Origin of the sequence: Streptomyces sp. JH002, from assembly GCF_050916115.1 — a bacterium.
Taxonomy (GTDB): Bacteria; Actinomycetota; Actinomycetes; order Streptomycetales; family Streptomycetaceae; genus Streptomyces; species Streptomyces xiamenensis.
In genome coordinates this window covers 648,649-673,065 of sequence record NZ_CP087989.1, presented here as the reverse complement: position 1 = coordinate 673,065, position 24,417 = coordinate 648,649, and the positions used below count along the sequence as shown (strand labels likewise).

The following is a 24,417-nucleotide window of genomic DNA, read 5'->3' as shown; positions in this document are numbered from 1 at the left end:
CCGTACCCACCCCCGTACAGCAGACAAGCGAGGCTCACGGACATGGCAACACCCAAGCTGCGCGGCAGCGCGCTCGCCGCCGGGACGATATCGGCCGTCCTCACGCTCAGCGCGTGCGGCTCATCCGACTCCGGATCGGGCGGCGACGGCTCGGGCGAGCTGGCCGGCACCACCATCGTGGTCAGCACCTTCCCGTTCGGTGTGGAGGACTTCCAGACCAACGTCGTCGAGCCCTTCGAGCGGGCCACCGGCGCCAAGGTCGAGATCGACAGCGGCAGCAACGCCGACCGCCTCACCCAGCTCCAGCTGGCCGGCGGCAACCCCGGCATCGACGTGATGCTGATCTCGGACACCTTCGCCGCGCTCGGCCAGGACCAGGACCTGTTCCAGAGCTTCGACGCCGAGGACGTGCCCAACCTCAACGAACTCCACGAGTTCGCCGTGGACGAGGCCTACGCCGGCCCCGCCTACACGTACCAGCTCAACGGCATCCTCTACCGCTCGGACGAACTGAGCGCCGAAGAGGCCGCCGAGTGGTCGATCTTCGAGGACCCCGCCCTCGCCGGCAAGGTGGCGCTCCCCGACATCTCCGCGACCGCCGGCCAGCTGACCGTCTCCGGCATCGGCGCGGCGTACGGCAGCGGCCCCTACGACGTGGAGACCGCCTTCACCACCATGGGTGAGTGGGCCCCGGACGTGCTGCAGTTCTACACCTCGACCACCGAGGTCTCGAACCTGATCGCCCAGGGCGAGATCCTCGCCGTCCCCACGATCATCGGCTTCGTGCCGCCGCTGGTGGCCTCGGGCCAGCCGATCGGCTGGATCCCGCCGACCGAGGGCCGCTACATGGCGACCAACCGGCTGATGATCCCCGAGGGCGCCGAGAACACCGAGGGCGCGTACGCCTTCATCGACTACATGCTCTCCCAGGAGGCCCAGGAGGCGTCCCTGGCCACCGACCTCCCGGTGCGTCCCGACGTCACCCCGGCCCCGTCCTTCACCGGCCTGATGGGCGAGAACGCCGGTGACCCGGTGGCCATGGGCTACGAGACGCTGTCCCCGGAGGAGATCACCAAGAACCGCACCGACTGGGTCGACCGCTTCGCGCGGGAAGTCTCGGGGAAGTAAGCCATGAGCGACATCTCTCCCGACAACGGCCGCCCGGCGGACGGCGATGACGGTCACCGCGACCGCGTCGCCCAGTACGTCGCCCGGATGCCCAAGGCCGATCTGCACTGCCACCTGATCGGCACCGTCTCCGCGGCGACCTTCGCCGATCTCGCCCGGCAGTCCGGGATCGAGCTGCCGGACGAGCCGCAGACCATCTGGCGCGACATCAACTCGCTGCCGCCGGACCCCGCCCTCTACCGCGACACCCGGATCCCGGTGCCGCAGGGGCAGGGCCCGGACGAGCCGGAGCACCCGTACTCCCTCTTCCAGGCGAGCGAGTGGGTCGGCGCCGCACTGCGCGGGCCCGACGACATCACCCGCATCACCTACGAGGCGTTCGCCGCCGCCCACACCGGCGGCACCCGTCATCTGGAGCTCCAGATCGACGACGTGCCGCCGCACCTCGCCGCGCTCGGCTTCCACGGACTCGTGGACGCCTGCGTGGACGGGATCAAGCTGGCGGAGCGCGACCTCGGCATGACCGGGCGGCTCATCGCCTCGATCGACCGCAGCCACAGCGGCGAGCAGGCGCTGGAGTTCGTGCGCCGCGTGGTGGACCGGCCGAACGAGTACCTGGCCGGGATCGGCCTGGTCAACCTGGAACTGGCGGGCCCGCCCGAGCGGTTCGCCGACGCCTACCGGCTGGCGGGCGCGGCGGGGCTGCACCGCACGGCGCACTCCTCGGAGCACGCGCCGGTGGCGGTCAACACCATCACCTGCCTGGACCTGCTCGGCTGCGACCGCATCGACCACGGCTACTACGTGCTGGAGGACGAGGCCGTCATCGAGCGGTGCCGCGAGGAGCGGGTGCCGTTCACGGTGATCTCCACGACCTCACGGCGCTCGTGGCGGCCGTGGCGCCGTGCCTCCATCGGCGCGATGGCGGAGGCCGGGCTCAACATCATCCTGGCCTCCGACGACCCGGGGATGTTCCCGACCACGCTGGCCGAGGAGTACCGGATCGCGTCCGAGGACATCGGTCTGCCGGCGGAGCGGCTGCGGGAGATGTCGCTGGCCGGCATCGACGCGTCCTGGCTGCCGGCCGCCGAGAAGGCGGCGGCCCGGGCCCGGTTCGAGCGCGAACTGGCCGACCTGGAGGCCGAGCTGCGCCCCTTCTGAGCGCCTGTGCTCCCCACGGCGGTCCCGGCCCGAGGCCGGGGCCGCCGTCGGCGTTCGCGGCGTTACGGGACCTGGAGCAGCTTGTTGGGGGAGCCGGTGCCGGGGAGGGTGACCTCGCCGGTCGCGGACGCCGCGTCGAGAGCGGCCCAGACCTGGGCTGGGGTGGCGCCGGGGTGGTCCGCGAGGTGGAGGACGGCGGCACCGGCGACGTGGGGGGCCGCCATGGAGGTGCCGGAGATGGTGTTGGTCGCGGTGTCGCTGGTGTTCCACGCGGCGGTGATGCTGGTGCCGGGGGCGAAGATGTCCACGGCCGGGCCCCAGTTGGAGGAGCTCGCGCGGGCGTCGTTGCTCTGGGTGGCGGCGACGGTGATGGCCTCGGCGACGCGGGCGGGGGAGAAGTTCCCCGCCGAGGTGTTGCTGCCTCCGGCGGAGACGGTGTAGGTGATGCCGGAGGCGATGGAGGCGCGGACGGCCTGATCGAGGGTGGCGTCGGCGCCGCCGCCCAGGGAGATGTTGGCGACGGAGGGTCCGGAGCGGTTGCCGGTGACCCAGTCGATCCCGCCGACGACGGAGGCGGTGGTGCCGCTGCCGGAGTCGTTGAGGACCTTGACGGCGACGACGTCGGCCGCCTTGGCCACACCGTGGACGGAGCCGGCGGCGATGGAGGCGACATGGGTGCCGTGGCCGTTGCCGTCGGCGGCGGTGCCGCCCCAGTAGTCGTAGCCGAACGAGGCACGCCCGCCGAAGTCGGCGTGGGTGGTACGGACACCGGTGTCGATGATGTAGACGGTGGTGCCCGCCCCCGCCGAGTCGGGGTACCGGTAGGTCCGGTCCAGCGGCAGCGAGGGCTGGTCGATCCGGTCCAGGCCCCACGAGGGCGGATCGGTCTGGGTCGCGTCGCTGGTGAGGACCCGGTTCTGCACGACCTCCCGCACCGCCGGGTCGGCGGCCAGGGCCAGGGCGTCGGCCTCGCTCGCCGCGATCTCGTACCCGTTCAGGGCGTGTTCGTAGGTCGTGACGATGTCCGCGTCGTACGCGTCCGCCAGCCGTTCGGCGGAGGCCGAGGCCGCCGAGAACGTCGCGTCCTCGAACAGGACGAGGTAGCTGTCCTCGATGGTGCCGGGCGCGTCGGCGTTGGCGATGACCCCCAGCGGGCGGTCGCCCGCGGTGGCCTGCGCGGGCAGTGCCGCGGCGGTGGCCAGGGCGAGAACTGCGGCGGTGGCAAGAACGGTCCTGCGCATCACTGCCATCGGAGGGGTCCTCCTCGAAGAGGTGCTGCTGCGGGGGAAGGCGGTACGGGGCGGTGCCGCGGGCCGGGACGTCACGGTCCGGTGAACAGGTCGTCGGGAACCGCCTCGGCGAGCAGCCGGTAGCCCTCCGGGTTGAGGTGCAGCCAGTCCCCGTCGTGCAGTGCGGGGTGCAGCCGGTCGGGCCGCTCGGGGTCGCGCACCACGCGGTCGAAGTCGAGAACGGCGTCGAATCCGCTGCCGGTGCGGATCCACTGGTTGACGGTCTGCCGGGCGGCCTCGCGGTGCCCGGCCGGGTCGTCGTACGTGCTGTTCCCGGCGAACGGCAGCAGCGTCGCGCCGTACACACGGATGTCCTTGGCGTGCGCCCGGACGATGAACTGCTGGTAGGCGGCGATGAGTTCGTTGGCCAGTGCCTGCTGGTCGGCGGCGGTGGCGGGCGCGTTGCCGATGTCGTTGATGCCTTCGAAGACGATCAGCCAGGAGACGCCGGTGTGCGCCAGGACGTCCCGGTCGAAACGGGCCATCGCGTTGGGGCCGAGACCGTCCTGGAGGATGCGGTTGCCACCGGCCGCCTGGTTGAGGACGGCGACCTGCCGGGTGTCGGCGTTCCCCTGAAGGCGGTCGAACAGCTGGTCGGGCCAGCGGTTGTTGCCGTTGGTGGTGGAGCCGCGGCCGTCGCTCAGCGAGTCGCCGAGCACGGCCACCGCGGCCGTACCGTCCGGCGCGTACACCTCGATGCCGCTCAGCAGGTACCAGCGGTTGACGGGGACCGCCCCGGGCAGCTCGGCCGCCCGCGTGTGATCTCCGTTCAGCAGATGGGAGGTGGTGCGCGAGCCGGGGTGCGAGGTGAGGGCGAGGGAGGGCTGACCGAGGGCGAGATAGGTGGTGACGGTGACATTGGTGCCGGCCGGCAGTGGCATCTCCAGCGGGTCGGAGACGATCTGGGCACCGGTCGGTACGGTCACGGACGCCCGTCCGCCGAAGGTCACCCGGCGCAGGGTCTCCGGCTGGATCTCGGCGACCCCGGCCCGGCCGTCCCGGGGCAGGGCCACGGTCACGGCGGTGAGTGGCAGCGGGGTGTCGCCGAAGGCGTTCGAGAACCGCAGCCGAAGGTCCGTGCCGCCGGTGGTGACGCGGGCGGTCTGCCGCACGGTGGTGTCCACCAGGACGGAGCTCGGGCCGGTGAACGGTGGGGGCGGCATGTTGCCCGGTTCGGTGAGCTGCGGCATCGCCGTCCAGCTGTGCACCCAGCGGCCGTCGGGCCCCGGGGGAGCGTCCGCGACGGCCGGCCCGGTCCGGCCTGCGGTGGCGACCGCGGCGGAGGCCAGCACCACGGCGAGAGCCAGCAGCGCCGCGGTGATCAGTGCGCCGAACCGTCCGGTCCCGGGGTTGCTTCCCTGCTGCGGCATGGACACGGCGCCCTCCTCGGCGGCCTCGGCATCCTCGAAGCGGATCCGCGGGCTCGATCGTGACATGAGCACGATGAATTTGGAAGTGCGCTCCGGCGCGTGGCGCGAGGATGACGCACCGAAAGTTCCGCGGCGCGTGTCAGGCGGGCGGCAGCGGACGGGGCAGCGGCCCAGGTGAGGGGGGAGAGGCGGTCCCTGACCCGCCGTCCGGCGCACACCATCGCCACCACCACGGCGCTTCTGGCATCGTGGACAGCCACGGACACGGCCTCTCCCCAGGAGACAGACGCACGAGGGGACGGACGCGATGGCGAACGGCGGACCGGCACCGGGCGGGCCGGCGATCGCGGTGCTCGGCTCGGCCAACATGGACCTCGTCGCGTACGTACCCGTGGCCCCGCGCCGGGGGGAGACCGTGACGGGGCGTGACTTCCGCACCGTGCCGGGCGGCAAGGGCACCAACCAGGCGATCGCCGCCGCACTGGCCGGAGGCCGGGTCGCCATGATCGGGGCGGTCGGGGACGACACGTTCGGGCCACGGCTGCGCGACGCGCTCGCCGGGCGTTCCGTGGACACCGCCGGCCTGCGGACCGTGCCGGGGCCCAGCGGCACCGCGCACATCGTGGTCGACGACGAGGGCGGCAACTCCATCGTCGTCGTACCGGGCGCCAACGCGACGGTGACCGCGCTGACACCGGATGACGAACGCCGCATCGCCGCCGCCGGAGCCCTGCTGCTCCAGCTCGAACTGCCCATGGCCGGCGTGCTGGCCGGTGCGGAGGCGGCCGGGGCACACGGGGTGCCCACCATGCTCACCCCGGCCCCGGCGGTCCCGCTGCCGGACGGACTGCTGGCCCGCACGGACGTGCTGCTGCCCAACGAGCACGAGGCGGCGGCGCTGACCGGCCACCGCGATCCGCACCGGGCGGGCCGTGCCCTGCTGGACGCCGTGCCGGAGGTCGTGATCACCCTCGGCGCCGCCGGCAGCCTCTACTTCGCCCGGGGCGCCGAGCCGGTCACCGTACCGGCGGCCCCGGTGCGGGCGGTGGACACCACGGCGGCCGGGGACACCTTCGCCGGCGCCCTCGCCGTGGCCCGCGGCGAGGGCCGGCCGATGGCGGCGGCGCTGGCCTGGGCGACGGCCGCCGCGGCGCTCTCCGTCCAGCGCACCGGCGCCAGCTCTTCCATGCCGGCCCGCGCCGACATCGACACGGCGGCGGGCCGGCCCGGGCCGGCGCTCGGTCGCTGAGCACGACGGTGCGACGGGCCCACGCGTCGTCGTGCGCGGCCCGGCGCGGAAGACCCGTCCCCGTCCTCGCGCCCGATCGTCGGGCGGCCGTGACGCGGACGCGATGACGCTCCCGGCGCCTCACCGCGCCATGCCGGTGACCGGCTCCGCCCCGATCCGTACCCGGTCGCTGTCTCCGTCGGACAGGAACGACGCCAGTGCCGCGCCCTCCCGCGCCACCTCCTCCCGCTCGGCCGCCGAGAACCGGCGCAGCGGTACGACCCGTACCGTGCCGTCCTGGGCCGTCCAGGTCGCGGAGACCCGGCCGTCGATCAGCACCACGCGGGCACCGCTGACCGACAGGCCGCGATGGGCGTCGTCCACGATCCGGCCCCGGTCGGCGTAGCCCAGCAGCGCGTTGTCGAACGCCGGCAGGAACCGGACCGGGGCCACGGTGTCCGGGTCGGGGCGCGGCGCGTCGGGCAGGTCCAGCAACTCGCGGCCCCGCTCGTCCCGGAAGGAGACCAGTTCCGCACGGATCGCCGAGACCGCCGCCGGCAACCCGGCCAGCCCGCTCCAGGCGCGCAGGTCGGCGGTGGCGGCCGGACCGAACGCGGCCAGGTAGCGCCGCACCAGTGCCTGGCCGACCGGATCGGACGGGTCCTCGGGCAGCGGGTCGATCGCCCGGCCCAGCCAGGCCGACAGCGGCAGATTGCGCACCCCCGCCCGGGTCCGCCACAGCCCGCGCGGCGGCAGCTGAACCATCGGGATGAGCGCCGCCACCAGCACCTCGCCCAGCGCGCGCGGGGCCGGCCGCGGCCAGCGGTCCGCCACCGCCCGTGCCATCTCGGCCATCGAACGGGGCTCGCCGTCCGCGAGCACCGCCCGTCCGGCCGCGGCCAGTTCATCGAGGTCGACATCCGCCAGCTCGGCACGGTAGGCGCCGATCCCCCGCTGACGCAGCATGGCGTCGTGCCGGGAGCGCCAGGCCAGCACATCGTCCGCGGTGACGAGATGGACGGTGCGGCGCATCAGATGGGTGCGCACGACGCGCCGTTCCAGCAACAGGTCCGAGAGCGTCTTCGGCTGGAAGTCCCGCAGCCGGGACCACAGTCCGGTGAACGGTTCCTGGGGCTCCTGCGCCTGCAGTCCGCCCAGTCGCGCGACGGCGTCGAGGACCGGCAGGCCGGCGCGGTCGAGCAGCAACTGCCGGGCGAGGGTCGCGCGGTTGAGGGAGCGGGTGTCCAGAACGGTCATGGGCGGGAACTGTTCCTTTCGATCGCGTGGGGCCGGGGTGAGCGGCGGCGTGGTGGCGGGCCGTTCCGGCACTGCGTCCACCCTCGCAGGGGTAGCGGCCAGTGGATGTCCCCTTCCGGGCGGACAGCGGGGCCGCGTGGCCCCATTCGCCGGACTGCCGCCCCGCCCCCGGCCCGCCGCCTTGTCACTGCCGCGCGCACCGGTGACGTCTGGGGGACAAGCCGTTACAGTCCCGATTGGGAGCGCTCCCATGACCTCTCCCGTACGAGCCGCCGCTGTCCTGGACAGGCAGCGAACGAACGGAAGGTGCGAGGGTGAAGAGCCGTTCATCATGGTGGTACGCCGCACTGGCGGCGCTGGCGATACTGATCCTGGGGCCGGCGGGCCCGGTCTCCGCGGCGACGGAGCGAGCGTCGCCGGCGTGGCCCGGGACCGGGGCCGACCCCGGGACCCGGGAATCGGCGGCGGACGCGGTCGCCGCGATGCAGCCGGGCTGGAATCTGGGGAACACCCTGGATGCCACCGGACCCGACGAAACCTCCTGGGGCAACCCCCGGGTGACCCGTGAGCAGTTGCGGGCCATCCGCGCGCAGGGCTTCAACAGCGTCCGGATCCCGGTGACCTGGAGCCAGCACCAGGGCCCAGCCCCCGCGTACGCCATCGACCCCGACCATCTCGCCCGGGTCACCGAGGTCGTCGACTGGGCACTGGAGGAGGATCTGTACGTCCTGCTCAACGTGCATCACGACTCCTGGCAGTGGGTGATGGAGATGCCCGCCCAGCGCGATGCCGTGCTGGCGCGGTTCACCGCGACCTGGGACCAGATCGCCGCGGCGGTGCGGGACGCCCCGCCGCGGTTGCTGCTGGAGAGCATCAACGAACCGTTCTTCGAGGGAAGTTCGGGTGACGCCCAGAACGCGGAGCTGCTGCACGAGCTCAACAGCGTCTTCGTCGAGCGGGTGCGCGACACGGGCGGCACCAACGCCTCCCGCCCCCTCGTCCTGACGACCCTGCACGCCTCACCCGAGCAAGAGCGGGTGGACGAACTGGCCGAAACCATCGAGGCCATCGACGATCCGCAGCTGGTGGCCACGGTGCACTTCTACGGCTACTGGCCGTTCAGTGTGAACGTCGCCGGCGGCACCCGCTTCGACGCGGTCGCGCGGCAGGATCTGACCGACACCTTCGACCGGGTGCACGACGCCTTCACCGCACGCGGCGTCCCCGTGATCGTGGGGGAGTACGGACTGCTCGGCTTCGACCGGAGCACCGACACCATCCAGCAGGGCGAGAAGCTCAAGTTCTTCGAGTTCCTGGGCGGTTACGCCCGGCAGAAGCAGCTGACCACCATGTGGTGGGACAACGGCCAGCACTTCGACCGCACCGCGCTCACCTGGCGCGACCCGGCGCTGTACCGGCAGATCAGCTCCAGCTGGACGGTCGACTCGGCCACCGGGTCCACCGACCAGATCTTCGTCCCGGCGACCGGGACCCCGCAGGCGGCGACCGTCGGGCTCTCCCTGGCCGGCACGACGGTGACGGCGGTGCGGCACGGCACGGACGTACTGGTCGCGGGCACCGACTACACCGTGGAGGGCGACCGGCTCACCCTCGCCGCGGACACCCTGGCCCGCCTCACGGCGGACCGCCCGCACGGGGTCGGCGCGGTGCTCTCGGTCGCGTTCGCCCGTGGCGTTCCCTGGGATCTGCACATCATCCGGTACGAGCCGCCGGTGCTCTCGGACACCACCGGGACCACCTTGGGCACGGACATCCCCACCGAGTTCCGCGGGGACCGGCTGGCGACCATGGAAGCGGTCTACGCGGACGGTGGCAACGCCGGGCCGCACGACTGGACGTCCTACAAGGAGTTCGGCGCCGCCTTCGCCCCCGGCTACGGGGGAGGGGTGATCACGCTGACCCCGGAGTTCTTCGACGAGGTCAGGGACGGCTCCACGGTCCTGCTGACGTTCCACTTCTGGAGCGGCGCCACCGTGACGTACACCCTCGACCGTGACGGTGGGACCGTCACCGGCACTGTGGGCTGATCAACGCGCTGCGGCGCCCGCCCCGCGCGTGACGCGCGGGGCGGGCGCCGCCGTTCGCGGGGCCGGTCAGGCGTTGGCGTTGAGGACCGGCAGATAGCCGCTCTGATGGCCCGTGCTGGTGGGGTGGTACGACTCCCACACCGGCAGGGTGAGTGAGTGCAGCCAGTCGTTCCCGGAGCACAGTTCGTGGTTGTTGAAGGTCGGGCGGACATCGCCGAAGCGGAATCCGTGGGCGGTGGCCCGGGAGGAGATCACCGAGTTGAGGGTGTCGGCGGTGGTGTTGATGGCCGCGCGCTTGGTGTTGCTCAGGCCCAGGCAGTACCAGGGGTTCGAGGCCAGGTACATGCGCGGGTAGCCGAGGACGACCACGCGGGCGTTGGGGGCACGGGCCTTGATCTGGCTGTAGACCGCGTCGAGCCGGGCGAGCAGGGTGGTGTTGATGTAGTTGGTGGCGGTGGCCAGCCGGTTGAGGCAGGTGCTGTCCGAGCTGGTGACGCAGGTGGTCATCGCGTCCGCGAAGCCCGCGTCATTGCCGCCGATGGTGATGCTCACCAGGCCGGTGGACGCGTTGAGGGCGCCCAGCTGATTGTTGATCACATCCGTGGTCACCGCTCCCGAGCAGGCCGCGAAGGTGAAGGAGGACGGTGCGTTGGCCGCCGCCCAGCGGGCGGGGTACGCGTTGTTGCTGCGGTGACAGTCACCGCTCGAATCGATGTAATTTCCGGCGCCGTTGCCCGAGGAATAGGAATCCCCCAGGGCCACATAGGCCGGGCCGGCTGCCTGGGCCGGGCTGATGCCCAGCAGCGCGAGCAGCAGGGCGAAGACGATGACGGATGCGGCCGACAGGGATCGGGTCAATCTCACTGAGCCTCCAACGAGCGGGTCTGCTGCCGCACTTGTAGCAAGCTACGCGCGTTGAAGGAAGTGTTCATGCCAAAATCGCGGATGAAGTCCCGGCGAACGATGGGGGGAGGGCGCTTCGTTGCGGAAAGGTACGGCTCCGCGTATCGGTCTGGTCTAGACCTTGACGGAGGTGGGCCGGTCGCGCTTCAGTGTGGCCGTTACCCCCACGGCACGGCGTGGCCGCGGCCACGCCGTCGCTCCTCCAAGGAGAAACCGCGTGCTGAGACAACGCTTCGTCACGTTACTGATGACCGTCCTCCTCGCCGTCGGACTCGGGGCCACCCTGGTGCCCGCGGTGAACGCGGCTCCCGTCCGGGCCGCCGGCACCACCTGCGAGACGGCCACGGACTGGGTCGCCGGCACCTGGTACCCGGCCGGCAGCATCGTCCGGTACAACGGCAGCTACTACCGCGCGGAACACGAGAACCCGGGCTACGACCCGGTCATCAGCTACTGGTACTGGCATCCGCACAGCTGTAACGGCGGCGGGAACCCGGGCAACCCGAGCGGGTTCGTGGTGAGCGAGGCCCAGTTCAACCAGATGTTCCCGAACCGGAACTCCTTCTACACCTACAGCGGCCTGGTCGCGGCGCTCAGCTCCTACCCCGGCTTCGCCAACACCGGCAGCGACGAGGTCAAGCGCCGCGAGGCCGCGGCCTTCCTCGCCAACGTCAGCCACGAGACCGGCGGCCTGGTCCACATCGTGGAGCAGAACACCGCCAACTACCCCCACTACTGCGACTGGAGCCAGTCCTACGGCTGCCCGGCCGGCCAGGCCGCCTACTACGGCCGCGGTCCCATCCAGCTGAGCTGGAACTTCAACTACAAGGCCGCGGGTGACGCCCTCGGCATCGACCTGCTCGGCAACCCCTGGCTGGTGCAGAACGACGCGGCCGTCGCCTGGCGCACCGCCCTGTGGTTCTGGAACACCCAGTCGGGTGCCGGGAACATGAGCGGCCACCAGGCCATCGTCAGCGGCGCCGGCTTCGGTGAGTCGATCCGCAGCATCAACGGCAGCATCGAGTGCAACGGCGGCAACCCCGGCCAGGTCCAGAGCCGGGTCAACACCTTCACCCACTTCAGCCAGCTGCTGGGCACCACCACCGGCGGCAACCTCTACTGCTGATCCGGGGCACGTACGGCGCGCCCCGCGCGCCCCGCGCCTCCGCCCGGCGAGCCACCACGGCCCGCCGGGCGGGGGCTGACCGGCCATGAAGGGTTGCACCACGTGGCGGCAGCGCGCCTCAGGCCAGGGACAGGCCGAAGGAGTTCAGGGCCTGGACGACGGGCAGGTGGTACGAGGTGCCGCCCGTCGCGCAGTTGCCGCTGCTCCCGATCAGCACGCCCACCCCGGCGCTGCCGGAGAAGGACGGCGTGCCGGGCGCGGTGCCGGCCTCCACGCAGAGGTTCGCGGCGAAGACCCCGGTGTAGGCCCCACTCCCGGCATTGATCGTCAGATTGACGGCGGTGACCGTGCCGCATCTCGTCCCCGAGGTGGGCGTCGCCAGGCACACCCGCCCGCCCACGACGGGCGAGGCGGCCCCGGTGATCGGGTACCCGGCGCCGCCGATGCTGATCTCACCCGGCGCGTTCACCGTCGCGTTGTACTGGATCAGTGCCCATCCACCGCCGGGGAAGGAGCTCGCCGCCGTGGTGCCGATCGGCACGGTGAGGGCGGAATCCGCGTACCAGGTCGTGCCGGTGCCGCCGCAGCCGCCCGGGAGCAGGCCGTAGCGCTGGGTCCCGCCGCCGTGGGCGTTGAAGCCGATGGCGCAGGAGCCGCCGGACGAGCTGTACACGCGGTCGCCGCCGCGTACCGTCGGGCCTGCCGCGACGGCGGGCGTCGCGATGAGCAGCGACACCGCGGTCAGCAGGGCCAACAGGGCGGTTCCGTACCGGAGCAGACGCATGGCGGCCTCCTGGGGAGTGAGGAAGAGGGGCAGTCGCACGTATGACATGCCCCCGTCATTCTGCCCGCCGCGCCCCGACCTCAGGCCGCCGAGCGCGGTGTCGTGATCCCGCCGGTGCCGGCCGCCGCGGCCGGGCAGCCTGGGCGCATGACGACAGTGAGGTATCAGGCGTCCGCCATCCCCGCGCACGTTCTGGACGCCCTGCGCACACGCGACGACGCCGGGGCGGTTCCCCGTCCGCACCCGCACGACGCGAACGGATCGCCGCTGCGCTGCTGTCTGCGCCGTGCCCGCACCGGGGAACGCGTCTCGCTTCTCTCCTACGCCCCGCTGCGCCGGTGGGCGGCGGAGAAGGGCGTCGACCCGGGAGCGTACGACGAGGTGGGGCCGGTCTTCGTCCACACCGACCGGTGCGAGGGCCCGGACCCGGCGATCGCTCATCCGTTCGCCGAGACCGGAGCCCTGCGCGTGCTGCGCCGGTACAGCGGCGAAGGGTGGATCACGGGAGGCGAACTCGTGCGGCTGCCCCAGGACCCGGGGCGCGCGCGAGCCACCGTGGACCGGGCGCTGCACACGGCCTTCGCCGACCCGCAGGTCGCACGCGTGCACATACGGGCGGTGGAGTACGGCTGCTTCCTGTACGAGGTTCCCTCGACCCCCGGCGTGTTCCGGCACTGATGCACCGGGGCCCCGGTGACCGGCGCGCGCCACCGCCCGCCGCCGGGCCCGCGTCATGTCCGCAGGGCCGCGCACCCGGAGGTCCGGGGCGCGGCCTGCTGCGTACGGGGGGTCCCGGAGCGCCCCGCGCGGAACGGTTCCGGGCGCCGTGTCCCCTGTACAGGGGTCATGCGCGGAGCACGGGCCGTCCGTAGCGTCTTTCCCGCAAGGCACCCAACTCCGGGTGGGAATTCCGGAAATGGGCCTCGGCTCATGCGCACTCCGGTGTTCCGGCGTTCACGGGAAATGAGGAGGTTCGTCATGGAGAACTACGAGACCCCCATGCTGGTCGAGGTGGGCGACTACGCCGAGCTGACCCGGGCCGTCCGCGACGGCTACTGGATCGACTTCTTCGGCGCCTGGTGGTTCTGAGCTGAACCGGCGCGCATCAGCCTGATGCGCTGAAGACCGGGTGGCCGGCACGGGCTTCCGTGCCGGCCACCCGGAAACACCTCACCCCATCCAAGGAAGGTTTGCCGTGGAATTCCTGGCCTTTCCCGATCACCCGGCGGCGGTGTCCCTCGGGGAGGACCTGCTGAGGGACGGATCGCGCAAGGTGATCCGGCACCCCTCGGGACGCCCGTGGATTGTCGGCCGCTGGGCGGAGGCCGACCTGACCTCGGCCGCGGCGGGGCCCGACCGTGTGGTTCTGCTCGGTCGTACCGGGGCCTCGGAAGCGGACCTGACGGCGCCTCTGCGGGCGGGACTGTCCATGGCCGGACTCGACTCCCTCACCCGGCGGCTGTCCGGCAGTTGCTTTCTCCTGGCCTCGCTCGGCGGCCGGCTCCGGGTCCAGGGCGACCTGGCCGGGGTGCACCAGGTGTTCCACGGGGTGGCCGGGGGCGTCACGGTGGCGGCCGACCGGCCCCAGAGCATCGCGGCCCTCACCGGCGCGGGCATCGCGGAGGAGGACATCGCGCTGGCGTTGCTGTTCCCCGGCGTGCCCTGGCCGCTGTCCACCCTGTGTCCCTGGCGTGGTGTCGAGGCCCTGCCGGGGGGCCACTGGTTACGGGTCAGCGGCGAGGGCCCATCGTCCGCCGTGCGCTGGTGGACGCCACCGGAGCCCGAGGTCCCGTTGTCCGAGGGGGCCGGCGTGCTGCGCCAGGCACTCACGGACGCCGTTGCCGCCAGGACCGCTCCCGGACGGACGGTGAGCGCGGACCTGTCCGGCGGCATGGACTCCACCAGCCTGTGCTTCCTCGCCGCCCGTGGCCCGAGCCCACTGATCACCTACCACCACCTGCCGCTCGACCCGTCCAATGACGACCGGACGTGGGCCGCCCTGTGCGAGTCCGAACTCCCGGGGGTCACCGCGCTCACCGATACTCCGGACGCGGTGCCCACCTGGTACGCGGGGGCACTGGAGCACGGCAGCGACATCGAGGGCCCGTACCCGCTGATCCGCACGCGCGGCAAGCTGGAGCACCTGGCCGGCACGGTCTCCGCGCACGGCTCCGGCCGGCATCTTCAGGGCATCGGCGGGGACGAGCTGTTCCACGCCCGCGCCTCGTGCGTCCACGCTCTCGTCCGCAGCCATCCGCTGCGCGCGCTGCGCTCCGCGCGGATCGTGAAGAGCATGAACCGCTGGAGCACGCCGCGGGCCCTGAACTATCTGCGGAACGGCACGGCGTACCCGGACTGGATGGCCGCCGCCGCCCGCTCCCTCGCCTCCGGCACGGGGAGCCCCATGGAGGGCCCGGACTGGGAGGTGGCCCCCTCTCTTCCGCCCTGGGTCACCCGCGACGCGTTCGACCTGGTGGAAGAACGGCTGGCCACCGCGGCGGCTCGGCAGCCGCAGCCCCTGGCCCCGACTCCCGTGCACCACGAGATGCTCAGGGCCGTACAGGTCTGCGGCACGATGACCCGCAGGGCCACGCGGGTCACCCAGCGGTACGGAGTGAGCTACGAGGCGCCCTTCCTCGACGACCGGGTCATCGAGGCGACCATGGCGATCCGGCTGGAGGACCGCATCGCGGCCGGCCGCTACAAGCCCGTGCTCACCACCGCGATGCGGGGGATCGTCCCCGACGGAGTGCTGGGCCGCCGCACCAAGGGCGATTACAGCGAGGAGCTGTACACGGGCCTGCGCGAGCACCGCTCCGAACTGCTCGCCCTGTGCGAGGACTCCCGCCTCGCACGACTCGGACTGATCGACGGGGCGGCGCTGCGCGGCCTGATCACGGGTCTGCACGTGAACACCAGCCCTTTCGCGGCCTTCGACATGACGCTGGCCTGCGAGTCCTGGCTGCGCGCGGTCGCGGTGGGCGGCACGCGGGTGCCCGCGGCGCCGGGCCGCTCCGAAGGAGGAGAACGATGAAGCTCACCCTGGCCGCCCACGTGGCCGTGACGGAGACCGAGCACGGCGTGGTGCTGCTCGACGAGAGGCAGGGCCGCTACTGGCAGATGAACGAGACGGGCGCGACCGTGCTGCGCTGCCTGCGCGACGGCGGTACACCGCAGTCGGCGGTGGCGCTGCTGTGCGAACGTCTTCCCGACACCCCCGCCGACCGGGAGCGGGTCGCGGAGGACGTCCACCGGCTGGTCGCCGCGCTGCGCGCCGCGGAGCTGGTCTCATGAGCGGCTCCGTCGTCACCGAGACGTCCCCCGCCCCGCCCTTCCGCCACCGGATCGCGGCCCGCTGCGCCATCGGCGTCGCCCTGCTGCTCGCGCGGCTCTCGCCGCGCCGGATGCGGCGCGCGATGGAGTTCCTGAGCCGGGGCGCCCGCCCCGCCGACCACGCGGGGGCGCTGCGCGCCCGCGACGCGGTGGTGGCGGTCAGCGTGCGGTGCGCGGGCCCGTGGTGTCTGCAGCGCTCCATCGCCACCGCGTTGCTGTGCCGGGCCCGGGGCCGCTGGCCCGACTGGTACACAGGGGTCCGCACACAGCCCTTCCGCGCCCACGCGTGGGTGGCGGCCGAGGGCCGGCCGGTCGGCGAACACGACGCGTCTCTGCGGCTGTTCCTGCCCATCATGTCCGTGCGGGCGCGCCGATGAACACGGCTGACGACGCACCGGCCGTGTACACCCGCGGCCTGGGCCGCAGCTACGGCGACGTCGAGGCGGTGGCGGGCCTGGACCTGACCGTGGCAGCGGGCGAGACCTTCGGCTTCCTGGGCCCCAACGGCGCGGGCAAGTCCACGACCATCTCGATGCTCTGCACGCTGCTGCGCCCGACCACCGGCAGCGCCGAGGTGGCCGGCGCCGATGTGGCACGTCAGCCGGAGACCGTACGGCGCAGGATCGGCGCGGTGTTCCAGGAGTCGACCAGCGACCGTGACCTGACCGGCGAGCAGAACCTCCGTTTCCACGCCGAGCTGTACGGCATGCCCAGGGAGCGGGGCCGGGCCGCGGCCCGCTCCGTACTGGATCTCATGGAACTGACCGACCGGGCGAAGGCTCCGGTCGCCACCTACTCGGGGGGTATGCGGCGCAGGCTGGAGATCGCCCGGGTGCTGATGCACCGGCCACGGGTGCTCTTCCTCGACGAGCCCACCACCGGGCTCGATCCGCAAAGCCGCGCCCGGGTCTGGGAGAGCCTCAACGATCTGCGCCGGCGGGAGTCCATCTGCGTCTTCCTCACCACGCACTATCTGGAGGAGGCCGAACACTGCGACCGCATCGCGGTCGTGGACCACGGGCGGGTGGTGGCGGAGGGAACCCCGGGGGAGCTGAAGTCCGCCGTGGGATCGGACATCGTCCAACTGCGCACGGAGGACGACGAGGCCTCCGCGGCGGCGGTTCGCGCCCGGTTCGCCCTGGAGGCGACGACCGGCCCCGACGGGGTGCGCGTGTCGGCGGCGGACGGGGCCGCCATGGTGCCAGTGCTGTGCGCCGGGCTCCCGGCCAGAATCCGGTCGGTCTCGGTGACGCGGCCGAGCCTGGACGACGTGTTTCTGCACCACACCGGCCGTTCCATCCGGGACGCCGCGGGGGTGCCGGTGGGAGAGGGGCCGACATGACGCGTTCCGCCGTACGGGATCCCGTGAGGTCCGCCGGGACCGCGGGCGGGGACGGGGAGGCCGGATCCCCCCGCAGGGGATGGCGACGCGAGGTGCGGGCGCTCCGCGCCCTGTGGTGGCGCGAACTGCTGCGGCTGGCCAACAACCGCGTGCACATGGTGCTGATGCTGCTCAACCCTCTGCTGTTCCTGCTGGTGCTGGGCACCGGCCTGGGCAGCATGCTGGATTCGGGCACGGGGGACGGCGACTACGTCAGCTACCTGTTCCCGGGCATCCTCCTGATGGCCGTCCAGGCTCCGGCGCTCGCCGCCGGACTGTCGATCGTGCGCGACCGCGAGGTCGGGCTGCTGCGCGGCGTCCTGGTGGCCCCCGTGCGGCGCGGCACGCTGCTGATCGGCAAGTGCCTGGGCAGTGCCACGGCGGCCGCCCTGCAGGGCGGACTGCTGCTGGCCTTCGCGGGTTTCGCCGGCCTGTCCTACCATCCGCTGCTCCTGCTGGCGCTGCTGGCCGAACTGACGCTCATCGCGCTCACCATGACGGCGTTCATCACCCTGGCCTCGGTATGGATCACCCGGATCACCACGTTCCAGTCGGCGTCGAGCCTGGCGATGCTCCCCCTGTTCTTCCTGTCGGGGGCGCTGTTCTCGCTGGACGGATTGCCGCTGTGGCTGCGGGTGCTGACGTTGCTCAACCCGTTGACCTACGCGGTGGACGCGCTGCGTCAGACGGTCGCCCACGGACTGCCCGCGGGCACCTTCGAGCCGGGGCTCGACTGGGGCGGCTGGGTGCCGCCGCTGGGGCTCGAACTGGCGGTGATGTCCGGGCTGGGGGCCGTTGCCCTCACCCTGGCCGCCCACCGCTTCGCACGCGCCGAGTGAGCCGGACGGGCCACGCGCCGGGCGCACGGGGCGGTTGGTGGGGCCGGCGATCAGCGGATCACGTCCCTTCACCGGCCGCCACCGACCGGTAGCCGGTGATCTCGTCGGCGCCGATGAGCCCGTCCTCGATCGCCCGGGCGAGCATGTCGGCCTTCGTCGGCGCGGCCCGGCCGATGTTGGCGTACTTCACCCGGGCCCGTTTGATGTACATGTCCACCGTGTGCACGGACACGCCCATCCGCCGTGCCACCGACGCCTTCGACATCGACTGGAACCACCACAGCAGCGCGACCCGTTCCTGCGCCGACAGAGCGGGCCGCTGCGCGCTGCGGTCACCGACCAGGACCCCGGCCGCGGTGGGGGTGACGTACGGGCGGTCGGCCGCGGTCGCCCGTACCGCGTTGAGCAAGTGGGCGCGCCCCTCGTTCTTCGCGACGAAGTCCGACGCCCCCACGTTCAGCGCCCCCATGACGACGGAGACTTCGGTGAACTGGGAGAAGGCGATGACCCGCTGCCCGGCGCCGGTCAGTGCGCCGATGTCGTCCAGGACCATCCGCCCGTTCAGATTGAGATCCATCACCAGCACATCCGCGACCCCCGGGGTCAGGCCGGACGCCGTCTCCCCCACGAGGACCACGTCCACGCTCGGCTCCTCGGCCAGCCACGTCCGGACCCCCTCGATCACCACCGGGTGATCGTCGATGATCCCCACGCTCAGCCGCCCCCCGGCACCGCCCACGTCGTCTCCACCCATAGCTCACGTTCCTCCTCGTCGAACTGGACCGATGTGGGCAGCAGGTCCGGAGCCTCGAAACCGGCGTCCGGACCGACGCCGGCCACCACGCTCACCACGACCTCGTCCGGGTCGGCCAGCACGGTCAGCCGGGCCTGGTCCCTGGCCTCCGCCAGCACCCGCAGGGACGCCTCGACCAGCGCCTGCCGCATCTCGGCCGGGATCGGCGGGAGGTCGCCGTAGCTGGCCAGCGTGACCTGGACCGCGCGCCGTTCCGCCACATCGGCGCAGGCACGGAGTTCGTGCAGGAGCGGGTGGGGTGTCTCGTCGGTCTCGGCGAACAGCCGGCGCAGTCGGCCCGCCTCGATCGCGGCGGCGCGGCGCACGGCGGGTGCGGCGGGATCGAGCTCGCCCCCGGCAAGGCCGCGCAGCAACGGCCGGACCCGGTGCTGGAGATCCCCGTAACGACGCTGCCGTTCCGCGTGGATCGCCTCGTCCGCCGCGTCCCGCGCCAGACTCCGTGCCTGTTCGGAGGCCGTACGGGTGGCCCGGCGCGCCTCCTGGTGGAGTTGCCGTCCCAGCAGCGCGAAAGCCAGCTGGATACCGGCCGTGGCGTAGGTGACGGCGATCAGCCGGGCCCACATGACCGGCTCCCCGAGGCTTCCGTCGAGCGTCATGGCGACCACGGTGACACCCGTGTTGACGGTCAGCAGGATCACGAACTCGCCGATCGGCCGTTCCAGGAGCAGCAGGACCCCGAACCAGCCGACCGTGTTCCACGCCCAGCTGAAGTCACCGATGGACTGCTGCGAGGGATAGGCGGCCACGGCCATCGCGCCGGCGGCCACGGCGATGACGGCCAGCGTCCTGGCCGTGGCCGCCGAGAGCCTTGAGCGCAACAGCAGCACCGAGCCGACCACCTGAACCACGGCGAGCACCAGCCAGGCCGCGAAGGCGGCCCACCGGGGCTGGTAGATCTCCTGGTCACGCGTCAGCAGCAGGACGTCGTAGCCCAGGTGCCACACCGCCACGATGACCACCACCGCGATGCGTACCGCCTGGGCGTACCGGACCTCGACCGGGTTGCCGGTCACGGCTGCCACCGCAGCAGCACCCGGGTGCCTTCACCGGGGTGCGACAGGACCTCGGCGTCGCCGCCCACCGACTCCATCCGGCCGACGATGGACTCCCGCAGCCCCCTGCGGTGCGGCGGCACCGCGCCCCGGTCGAACCCCCGCCCGTCATCCGCCACTTCGACGATGACCCGACCCCGCTCGGAGCCGGCCGTCACGACGGCCCTGCGGGCCCGGGCGTGCCGCGCCACATTGGACAGGGCCTCGGCCACGCTCGCGGAGATCGCGACGACCACCTCACGCGGCAGTTGCAGCGGCGTCACCTCCACGTCGACGCGGGTTTCCCGCAGCACCGGGCGCCGGGTGCGGGCGACGGACCGCAGCGCGAGGTCCAGCCGGGCCGGGCCCTCCGCATCCGTGCGCTCCGCCCCGGGGGACGCCCCCAGCCGCCCGAGCACCTCCAGGTCGGCGGCGATCCGGCCGCGCAGAGCCGGGGACTTCCTGCCTATGTCGCCCGTGCCGACCATGGTGAGGGTGGCCAGTACGGTGTCGTGCAGGGCCCGCTGCTGATCGAGCTGATCGGTACGTGCCGCGGCCCGTGCCCTGGTCCGCGCCCACTCCCTGCCCTCGGCGGCCAGCAGACCGTCCGCGTTCCGTGCCGCCCGTCGCAGCAGGGTCATCAACGCCGCCGCCAGAAGGCCCTGGGCCACGATCACGGCGGTGGCCTCACCGATCTCGGCGGTTCCCACCGCGTAGACGACGGCGAGCCACAGCGCCGCCAGCAGGCCGTGCGGCTGGGCCATGAGGAACTGCGCCAGGAACACCGCCGTGCTCACCACCACGTCCACCCAGCCGGTCCCGGCGCTGGCGGCCTGCACGGCGTCCGGCACCAGCCGCTGATGGACCAGGCACAGCACGGTCGCCACCGCCAGATCCGTCAGAACCATCCAGGGCAGCAGCCCGCCGCGCGAGGCCCGGACGGCGAACAGCACACTCCAGGCGAACAGGGCGGACACGGCCACCAGCACCCACCCCCGCTCCGCGGGCGGCGACAGGCCGATGAGTGCCGCCAGCCCGCCGACCACGGCGCTGGAGAGGCGAATGGCGACGGCCATGGTGAGCGCGCGCCGCTCGACTCCTTCGAGCGCCGGTCCCCCCGACTCTGCTGTGGCCAATAACGGTCGCTTGCATAACGGACCACGGTGACGTGATTCCCCAGTCACTTCAGCTCCCCCTGTGAAGTGCACGTTCCGTCCCGCTCACAGTACGTCAGCCGCGGTGTAGCACTACGTCAAGAACGAGCCATCCACCCCCCACCGGTCGACCGTCCGCCCGGCCCCGTCCCGGGGGCCCGCCGGAGATCCGTCGCGCGGCGACCGCCCCTGCTCAGGAGAGGTGTCCGGGGGCCCGGGGCGAGAACCGGGGGGCGACCGCACGGGCACACACCCGGTGTCCGGAAAACGGGGGCCCCGTCCGCGTCTGTGCTCCGGAGCCCACTTCTCTCAGCCGGGCGTTACCGCGGGTCACGAAGACCTCCGTGTGGTGCGGTCCCGGTCAACTCCGCACACCGGAGGTCTTCGCCTGTGATCAAGCCCCGAGCAGCGTCAACAACGCTCGTGGTCACTGCCCCTAGTTCTCGACTCCCCGCGCGCTGAGCTCCTTCAGCCAGGAGGGGCCGCTCAGCAACTCCAGCAGCAGCAACAGCCGTGTCAGCGGGTTCCACTCGGCCTCCTCACGACCCGTCGCCCGGCCGGTGGCCCCCGACACGCCCGCGGTGGCCGTACGGGCGGGGGGCAGCAGCGCCCAGACCGCCTTGCCGTGGGTGTTCGGCGCGGTCCAGCCCCAGGTCTGCGCCAGTGACTCCAGGACGTGCAGTCCCCGGCCCGACTCCTGGAAGAAGTCCGGCTCCCGTACCACCGGAACCTCGCTGCCCGGGTCGAAGACCGCGCACAGCACCGAACCGCCGCAGTGCACCAGGCTCAGCAGAAACGGTTGGTCACGGGTGGCCGGCGGCAGCGGACGACCGGCGGAACCGGTCGGCGGCGCACCGTACCGCAGGGCGTTGGTGACCAGCTCCGAGACGATCACCGTGGCGTCGTCCGCCAGCTCCGTCAGCCCCCAGCCGGCCAGGGTCGTGCGCGTGAGCTCCCGCGCGGCGGCCGGGGAGGTGGGCGAGTCGGAAAGCGGAAAGGTCGCGAAACCGGCGGAGTCCGGCTCGGCGCCGTCCGAACCACGCACCGGGCCACGGCCGTCCGGGGGCGGCAGCGCGGGCAGTCCGCCGAGCGCCGGCAGCGCGGGCAGCCCCGGCTGGGCCGCGGGGCTGAGCGCCGCCGCACCACGCGCCCCCCTCACTCGCTGCCCCGGTGTTTCCCCGGGCGTCCACCACGGCGAGTGAGCTGGCATAGGTCCTCCGCTGCACTGTGTTTCCAAGAGCTGACTCTGAGCGACGACTCCGCTGGGTCTATCCTCACTGAACCGAGCGTATCGCTGCAAGTACATCTGAAAGAACGAATGCAAGAACAGATGCAAGAACACGCGCCGACAGGGGAAGTAATCGGTCTGGATCCGAACGACCGCCCACCACCGGCCCGCAGGGGCCGGCACGGTGACCGAGGAGGAGTTATGCCGCAGTTCGCCAACGGGATGTCAGCCGAGCGTCTTGAGGGAGCCGTCTGGCGCAAGAGCGCCCGCAGCAACCCGAGCGGAAACTGTGTCGAGGTGGCCACGTTGGCCGACGGCGCGGTGGCCGTACGCAACTCCCGTGACCCGCTGGGCCCGGCGCTCATCTACACCAGGGCCGAGATGAGCGCCTTCATCAACGGCGCCAAGGACGGCGATTTCGACGATCTGGCCGACGTCACGGGCTGACCCGTCCGGCCCGGACGGAGCTGAATTTCCCCTGAGTGGAGCGGGCGTTGCTGTACCAGGCGTCCCCGCAGTGCGACACTGGGTGCACATTTCAACCACTCAGGGGAACTCAGATGGCCTCAGCAGAACCCGGCCGCGCCTCCTCCGTGACAAACCTGCTCTCCCACGCGCGGGGCGGCCCCACCGCACTGCGCATCGTGCTCGGCACCCAGCTGCGCCGGCTGCGGGAGGACCGCGGCATCCGTCCCGAGGAGGCAGGCCGGGCGATCCGCGCCTCGCACGCCAAGATCAGCCGGCTGGAACTGGGCCGGGTGGCCGCCAAGGAGCGGGACGTCGCCGATCTGCTCACCCTGTACGGCGTGGTCGACGCCCCGCGCCGTGCCGAACTGCTGGAACTCACCCGGCAGGCCGGCAGCCCGGGGTGGTGGCAGAAGTACAGCGATGTGCTGCCCAACTGGTTCGAGACCCTCATCGGCCTGGAGGAGGCCGCCTCGGTGATCCGCACCTACGAGGTGCAGTTCATCCCCGGGCTGCTGCAGACCCCCGACTACGCGCGCGCCTGCATCGCGCTCGGCCACCCCCGTGAGACGCCGCGGCAGATCAACCGGCGGGTCGAACTGCGCCTGGAACGCCAGCAGCTGCTGCGCCGCAGGTGCGGCCCCAAGCTGTGGGCGGTCGTCGACGAGGCGGCCCTGCACCGTCCGCTGGGCGGTGCGGCGGCGATGCGCGCCCAGATCGAGCATCTGCGCGAGCTGGCCGAACTGCCCAATGTGACCATCCAGATCGCGCCGTTCCACCTCGGCGGTCTGGCCACCGCCGGGGCTCCGGTCACCATCCTGCGCTTCATGGAGCCCGATCTGCCGGACATCGTCTATCTGGAGCAGCTCAACAGCGCGCTGTACCTCGACAAGCGGGACGATGTCGAGGACTACATGGCCGTGATGGACAGCCTGTGCGCGAGCGCCGAACCGGACAGCCGCACCCCGGAGTTCCTCTCCCGTCTCTCCTTTCCCGACCCGCCCGTGCCCGGCGCGGGACCGGTCTGAGTCGATCAGGTCGGGCGTCTGTTCGGGTACCGGCTGCGGCCCTACTCTGGGAGCGCTCCCATTCATGAGCCGCATCAATGGAGGGTCGGCATGTATTCCCTTGCACACTCACGGCGTTCCGGGCTGTTACGGGCCCTGGCGGTGGCGACCGCCGCGCTGCTGTGTCTCATCCCGTGGGCGGACACCGCCGCCGCACACGGCTCCACCATCGATCCGATGTCCCGCAACTACAGCTGCTGGAAGCGCTGGGGCAACGACTTCCAGAACCCGGACATGGCCAACCAGGACCCCATGTGCTGGCAGGCGTGGCAGGACAACCCCAACGCCATGTGGAACTGGAACGGCCTGTACCGCGACGGCGTCAACAACAACCACCAGGCAGCCATCCCGGACGGCCAGCTGTGCAGCGGCGGCCAGGCCGAGGGCGGCCGCTACCGCTCCATGGACACCGTGGGCGCCTGGCAGGCGACCAACATCGCCAACAGCGCGAACTTCACGGTGCGGGTGCACGACGCCGCCCTGCACGGCGCCACGTACTTCCAGATCTACGTCACCAAACAGGGTTTCAACCCGGCGACCCAGGCCCTGAAGTGGAGCGATCTGGAACTGGTGCGCACCACCGGCTCGTACGCGCCGGGCGAGGGCACCCCGTCCACCGAACCGCAGCTCGGCGGTGTCACGGTCTCGATCGACGCCGGCGCTCCGGGACGTACCGGCCGGCACATGGTCTACACGATCTGGCGGGCCGCGCACACGGACCAGACGTACTACCTGTGCAGCGATGTGATCTTCGGCTGACACGGGAGTGACGCACGGGCTTGCCACCTCCTCGCCCCCCACGGAGGGGGTG

Annotated in this window: 24 protein-coding genes; 15 read left to right on the top strand and 9 right to left on the bottom strand. The window is 72.2% G+C overall.

What is annotated here, in order from left to right; all coding sequences use genetic code 11:
* Window positions 1–42 precede the first annotated feature (42 nt).
* Both H7827_RS02740 and H7827_RS02735 read left to right on the top strand, forming a co-directional pair.
* On the top strand, window positions 43–1,128 hold the full coding sequence (locus H7827_RS02740) for an ABC transporter substrate-binding protein (protein WP_200362964.1): 1,086 nt from the start codon (window positions 43–45) through the stop codon (window positions 1,126–1,128).
* 3 nt (window positions 1,129–1,131) lie between these two features.
* Window positions 1,132–2,289 (top strand): adenosine deaminase family protein, encoded by a 1,158-nt coding sequence (locus tag H7827_RS02735; protein WP_432742357.1) that lies wholly within the window; start codon window positions 1,132–1,134, stop codon window positions 2,287–2,289.
* A gap of 62 nt (window positions 2,290–2,351) precedes the next feature.
* Here H7827_RS02735 and H7827_RS02730 read toward each other — a convergent pair whose 3' ends face one another.
* The gene (locus tag H7827_RS02730) at window positions 2,352–3,539 is read right to left on the bottom strand and encodes a S8 family peptidase (RefSeq protein ID WP_432742355.1); all 1,188 of its coding nucleotides are present in this window, start codon (window positions 3,537–3,539) and stop codon (window positions 2,352–2,354) included.
* Window positions 3,540–3,610: 71 nt separating this feature from the next.
* Entirely contained in the window at window positions 3,611–4,948 is a 1,338-nt protein-coding gene (locus H7827_RS02725; protein WP_432747924.1) for an SGNH/GDSL hydrolase family protein, read from the bottom strand.
* 307 nt (window positions 4,949–5,255) lie between these two features.
* Here H7827_RS02725 and H7827_RS02720 point away from each other — a divergent pair, with 307 nt between their 5' ends.
* Complete coding sequence (locus H7827_RS02720; protein WP_432742353.1) at window positions 5,256–6,197, top strand: ribokinase; 942 nt, start codon at window positions 5,256–5,258, stop codon at window positions 6,195–6,197.
* Window positions 6,198–6,317: 120 nt separating this feature from the next.
* On the opposite strand, the gene H7827_RS02715 is transcribed toward H7827_RS02720, so the two are convergent.
* Window positions 6,318–7,433, bottom strand: a complete 1,116-nt coding sequence (locus H7827_RS02715) for a winged helix DNA-binding domain-containing protein (RefSeq protein WP_432742351.1) — start codon at window positions 7,431–7,433, stop codon at window positions 6,318–6,320.
* A gap of 314 nt (window positions 7,434–7,747) precedes the next feature.
* Here H7827_RS02715 and H7827_RS02710 point away from each other — a divergent pair, with 314 nt between their 5' ends.
* A complete protein-coding gene (locus H7827_RS02710) occupies window positions 7,748–9,481 on the top strand; it encodes a cellulase family glycosylhydrolase (protein WP_432742349.1) in 1,734 nt (577 codons plus the stop codon).
* Between the two features lie 66 nt (window positions 9,482–9,547).
* On the opposite strand, the gene H7827_RS02705 is transcribed toward H7827_RS02710, so the two are convergent.
* Window positions 9,548–10,345 (bottom strand): SGNH/GDSL hydrolase family protein, encoded by a 798-nt coding sequence (locus tag H7827_RS02705; protein WP_432742347.1) that lies wholly within the window; start codon window positions 10,343–10,345, stop codon window positions 9,548–9,550.
* Between the two features lie 286 nt (window positions 10,346–10,631).
* Between H7827_RS02705 and H7827_RS02700 the strand changes: the two genes are divergently transcribed.
* Window positions 10,632–11,510, top strand: a complete 879-nt coding sequence (locus H7827_RS02700) for a glycoside hydrolase family 19 protein (protein WP_386538167.1) — start codon at window positions 10,632–10,634, stop codon at window positions 11,508–11,510.
* A gap of 118 nt (window positions 11,511–11,628) precedes the next feature.
* On the opposite strand, the gene H7827_RS02695 is transcribed toward H7827_RS02700, so the two are convergent.
* Window positions 11,629–12,342 (bottom strand): S1 family peptidase, encoded by a 714-nt coding sequence (locus tag H7827_RS02695; protein WP_432742345.1) that lies wholly within the window; start codon window positions 12,340–12,342, stop codon window positions 11,629–11,631.
* 99 nt (window positions 12,343–12,441) lie between these two features.
* On the opposite strand from H7827_RS02695, the gene H7827_RS02690 reads away from it, so the two are divergent.
* From H7827_RS02690 to H7827_RS02660, 7 genes are all read left to right on the top strand, one after another.
* The gene (locus tag H7827_RS02690; RefSeq protein WP_386538161.1) at window positions 12,442–12,972 is read left to right on the top strand and encodes a DUF1203 domain-containing protein; all 531 of its coding nucleotides are present in this window, start codon (window positions 12,442–12,444) and stop codon (window positions 12,970–12,972) included.
* A gap of 300 nt (window positions 12,973–13,272) precedes the next feature.
* Window positions 13,273–13,383, top strand: a complete 111-nt coding sequence (locus H7827_RS02685) for a lasso RiPP family leader peptide-containing protein (protein ID WP_234389593.1) — start codon at window positions 13,273–13,275, stop codon at window positions 13,381–13,383.
* Between the two features lie 106 nt (window positions 13,384–13,489).
* Window positions 13,490–15,328: an asparagine synthase-related protein gene (locus H7827_RS02680; protein WP_432742342.1), complete on the top strand. Its 1,839-nt coding sequence runs from the start codon at window positions 13,490–13,492 to the stop codon at window positions 15,326–15,328.
* Entirely contained in the window at window positions 15,325–15,588 is a 264-nt protein-coding gene (locus H7827_RS02675; protein WP_386538156.1) for a lasso peptide biosynthesis PqqD family chaperone, read from the top strand. Before H7827_RS02680 ends, H7827_RS02675 begins: the two co-directional genes overlap by 4 nt.
* Window positions 15,585–16,004 (top strand): lasso peptide biosynthesis B2 protein, encoded by a 420-nt coding sequence (locus tag H7827_RS02670; protein WP_432742340.1) that lies wholly within the window; start codon window positions 15,585–15,587, stop codon window positions 16,002–16,004. The genes H7827_RS02675 and H7827_RS02670 overlap by 4 nt, the downstream gene beginning before the upstream one ends.
* Window positions 16,001–16,969, top strand: a complete 969-nt coding sequence (locus tag H7827_RS02665; RefSeq protein ID WP_386538154.1) for an ATP-binding cassette domain-containing protein — start codon at window positions 16,001–16,003, stop codon at window positions 16,967–16,969. The genes H7827_RS02670 and H7827_RS02665 overlap by 4 nt, the downstream gene beginning before the upstream one ends.
* Window positions 16,966–17,847, top strand: a complete 882-nt coding sequence (locus H7827_RS02660) for an ABC transporter permease (protein ID WP_432742337.1) — start codon at window positions 16,966–16,968, stop codon at window positions 17,845–17,847. The genes H7827_RS02665 and H7827_RS02660 overlap by 4 nt, the downstream gene beginning before the upstream one ends.
* A gap of 58 nt (window positions 17,848–17,905) precedes the next feature.
* Here the strand turns inward: H7827_RS02660 and H7827_RS02655 are convergent, their stop codons facing one another.
* The 4 genes from H7827_RS02655 to H7827_RS02640 all read right to left on the bottom strand — a co-directional run bounded on the left by H7827_RS02655 (window position 17,906) and on the right by H7827_RS02640 (window position 22,005).
* Window positions 17,906–18,601 (bottom strand): response regulator, encoded by a 696-nt coding sequence (locus H7827_RS02655; RefSeq protein ID WP_432742335.1) that lies wholly within the window; start codon window positions 18,599–18,601, stop codon window positions 17,906–17,908.
* The gene (locus tag H7827_RS02650; RefSeq protein ID WP_432742333.1) at window positions 18,562–19,683 is read right to left on the bottom strand and encodes a hypothetical protein; all 1,122 of its coding nucleotides are present in this window, start codon (window positions 19,681–19,683) and stop codon (window positions 18,562–18,564) included. The genes H7827_RS02655 and H7827_RS02650 overlap by 40 nt, the downstream gene beginning before the upstream one ends.
* The gene (locus H7827_RS02645; RefSeq protein ID WP_432742331.1) at window positions 19,671–20,828 is read right to left on the bottom strand and encodes a sensor histidine kinase; all 1,158 of its coding nucleotides are present in this window, start codon (window positions 20,826–20,828) and stop codon (window positions 19,671–19,673) included. The genes H7827_RS02650 and H7827_RS02645 overlap by 13 nt, the downstream gene beginning before the upstream one ends.
* Before the next feature lie 454 nt (window positions 20,829–21,282).
* The gene (locus H7827_RS02640) at window positions 21,283–22,005 is read right to left on the bottom strand and encodes an ATP-binding protein (RefSeq protein WP_432742329.1); all 723 of its coding nucleotides are present in this window, start codon (window positions 22,003–22,005) and stop codon (window positions 21,283–21,285) included.
* A gap of 270 nt (window positions 22,006–22,275) precedes the next feature.
* On the opposite strand from H7827_RS02640, the gene H7827_RS02635 reads away from it, so the two are divergent.
* The 3 genes from H7827_RS02635 (at window position 22,276) to H7827_RS02625 (ending at window position 24,365) form a co-directional block, all read left to right on the top strand.
* A complete protein-coding gene (locus tag H7827_RS02635; protein WP_200362930.1) occupies window positions 22,276–22,521 on the top strand; it encodes a DUF397 domain-containing protein in 246 nt (81 codons plus the stop codon).
* A gap of 113 nt (window positions 22,522–22,634) precedes the next feature.
* On the top strand, window positions 22,635–23,567 hold the full coding sequence (locus H7827_RS02630) for a helix-turn-helix domain-containing protein (protein ID WP_432742327.1): 933 nt from the start codon (window positions 22,635–22,637) through the stop codon (window positions 23,565–23,567).
* Window positions 23,568–23,657: 90 nt separating this feature from the next.
* On the top strand, window positions 23,658–24,365 hold the full coding sequence (locus H7827_RS02625) for a lytic polysaccharide monooxygenase auxiliary activity family 9 protein (protein ID WP_386538140.1): 708 nt from the start codon (window positions 23,658–23,660) through the stop codon (window positions 24,363–24,365).
* The last annotated feature ends 52 nt before the right edge of the window (window positions 24,366–24,417 follow it).